This window comes from Novosphingobium sp. 11B (genome assembly GCF_054589055.1).
The window spans coordinates 1-2,666 of record NZ_BAAILP010000112.1 but is presented as its reverse complement, the minus strand read 5'-3'; the positions used below and the strand labels follow the sequence as shown (position 1 = coordinate 2,666).

Below are 2,666 nucleotides of genomic sequence, written 5' to 3'. Positions count from 1 at the left end.
AGCCAGCCGATCGCGTGGTCGGCGATGTCGCGCTCGAAGTGGTAGCCTGGCTGGTCGGGCTGATCGACCGGCTTCTCGTTCTCGACGAGGTTGGGGTTCCACAAAGAGGTATCGGCCGAGAGGAAGCCGTAGAAATATTCGAAGCCGAGGCCGGTGGGCCAGCGGTCGAAGGGCCCGGCGGGGCTCATTTCCCATTCGGGGGTGATGTGGCCCTTGCCGAACATCGCGGTGTTGTAGCCCGCTTCCTTGAGCGTCTCAGCCACCGTCGCCGCGCTTTTGGGGATGACGGTGGTGTAGCCGTCGTAACCGGTGGGCAGGTTGGTGACGTTGCCCATGTTGACGTTCTGTGGCAGGCGCCCGGTCAGCAGCGAGGCGCGCGTGGGCGAGCACAGCGCGGTCGTATTGAAGCGGGTATAGCGCAGGCCCTGCTTCGCCAGTGCCTCGAAATTGGGGGTATCGACCGGGCCGCCGTAGGCGCTGGTGACGCCGTAGCCGACATCGTCGGTCATGATGAGCAGGACGTTCGGCGCCCCCCTGGGCGCGGCCGGCTCGCTCGGCCAGCGCGGTGCGTGCGTGGTCTCGACGGTGCGGCCCACGGTGTCAGCGGCGACTTGCGCGAAGCCCTGTGACGAGCAGACGAGCGTGGAAGTCGCGAGGAGCGCGGCGAGGATCTGCGACGGCCTGTTCATGATTGCATCCTTCTCGGTGCCCTCCCCACGGAAAAAGGGCGGGCTTCGGACATGCCGAAGCCCGAGGGGGAGGATTTGGGGGGATCAGTAGCGGAAGGTGACTTGCGCCTGGACGGTGCGGGGCACGCTGGCGTAGCCGATCTGGTCGGCGACGACGCCCGCAAGGGTGCCGGTGCCCGATCCGGTGTTCGGCGCATCGGTGCCGCCGATGGCGTACCAGCGATTGGTCAGGTTCTTGCCGATGAGCTGCAGCTGCCAGTGCTCGTCCGCCGTAGTGAACGATATCGACCCGTCGAGCGACACGTAGCGGTGCTGCTTCGTATAGGGATTGCCGAAGGCCGAAGCGAGGTAGCTGCCGCTGTACCGGGCATCAAGACCGAAGGCGAGCTTCGCCCCGCTCTCCATCAGCGCTTCGTACGAGGCGCCGAGGTTGCCGGTCCATTCCGGCGCGTTGGCGGTGACTTGCCCGCGCAGGTTCTGGCGGTTGGCGGCCGTGTCGGTCGCCGGATCGAACGGACGCGAGCTGTCGGTGGCCGCGACATAGACCAGATTGCAGCCCTCGCCCCGCGTCTGCCCGGCCCAGCACGGCGCGCCGGGCGCATCGCCGTAGCGCGCGCGGTTGTAGTTGACGCTGCCGTGCAGGTTGAAGCCGTCAAGCGCGCGCGGGGCCACTTCGAACTCCAGCTCCACGCCCTTGGTCCGCGCCGACCCGGCATTGATGGTGGTGAAGGCGAAGATGTCGGACCGGAAGAAGTCCAGCTGCAGGTTGTTGTACCTGAAGTTGTAGGCGGTCAGGTTCAGCCGTAGCTGACGGTCGAGCAGCGTGGTCTTGATGCCTGCCTCGAAGCCTTTGGCCTTCTCCGGATCAAACTCGAAGTCGGCGAGGCCGGCGCTGGGGCTGTAGATACCCGAGTTTGAGAAGCCGCCGGACTTGTAGGCGGTCTTGTAGGCGCCGTAGACGGTGATGTCCGCGCTCGGCTTCCACGTCACCGTGGCTTCGGGCGACCAGTCCTCGAAATCCTGGTTCGAGTTCAGCGTCACGCCCGGCAGGAAGATGCCCTGCGCCACGCGGATCGGGTGCGAATAGGGCTGGAGGAAGTAGCTGTCCTTGCTTTCCGAGGTATAGCGCACGCCGCCCGCGACCTCGACGTTCTGGATCGGCCGCAGGATCAACTGGCCGAACATCGCGTATGTCTCGCCCCTTGTCTGCGAGTCCTTGGAATTGGCAAGATAGCGGCGATAGCCCGGCGTCGCGGCGCTGTTCTCAAGCCCGCCCGAGGCCGTCCATGCATCGTAATCGCGCATGGTGGACTGGTAGTAGCCGCCGATCATCGCATCCCAGAAGCTGCCGGTGCCGGTCTGCGCGCGCACTTCCTGCGAGAAGGCGTGGAAGCTGGAATCCTCGGTCGCGAACACGCCCGGTGCGCCCGATCGTGAAAGGCTGTCGCCGTCGAACTGAAAGGTGTTGCGGTTCCAGTTGTAGTTGGTGACCGACGAGATCGTCAGGTCGTCGAGCGCCCATGTCAGCCCGAGGTTGACCGCCCACGACTTGTACTGGTTGCCCTGCGCGCCGTCCTTGTTGGCATAAGGCTGGGTCGCGGCGATATCGAGCGGTGTGCGGTTGGCCGAGGATTCGAAGCGGCGTCCGCAACGGATGGCCGGATTGCCCGCCGAGGCGCCCGTGGGGCAGTAGTACAGCACCGAACCGGCGCTGGGGTTGTTGCTGTCGTTCACGCCGTAATTGGCCTTGAGCACGGCGGTCAGCGTGTCGGTCGGCTCCCACTTCAGTGTGGCGCGCACATAGGCTTCCTTGGAGCGCCCGTCTCCGGCGGCATCCGAGGTGTGCAGTGTCGGCGTGACCACTTGCGAGGTCGAAGTGCGATCCAGCGTGGGGTAGGTCTGCGTCGTGCCGACCTGCTTGTAGTAGCCGTCGAACTGCTTGCTGGCGCGTGCCGCCACGCGGATGCCCAGCGTGTC

General features: G+C 65.7%; 2 protein-coding genes. Both read right to left on the bottom strand.

From position 1 onward, the window contains the following. On the bottom strand, window positions 1–689 hold a 689-nt coding region (locus ACYPYD_RS10185), incomplete at its 3' end, for a sulfatase-like hydrolase/transferase (protein ID WP_459663008.1). An 84-nt stretch (window positions 690–773) separates the two neighbouring features. Beyond that, window positions 774–2,666 (bottom strand): TonB-dependent receptor (locus ACYPYD_RS10180; protein ID WP_459663006.1); only part of this gene is annotated, 1,893 nt, incomplete at its 5' end.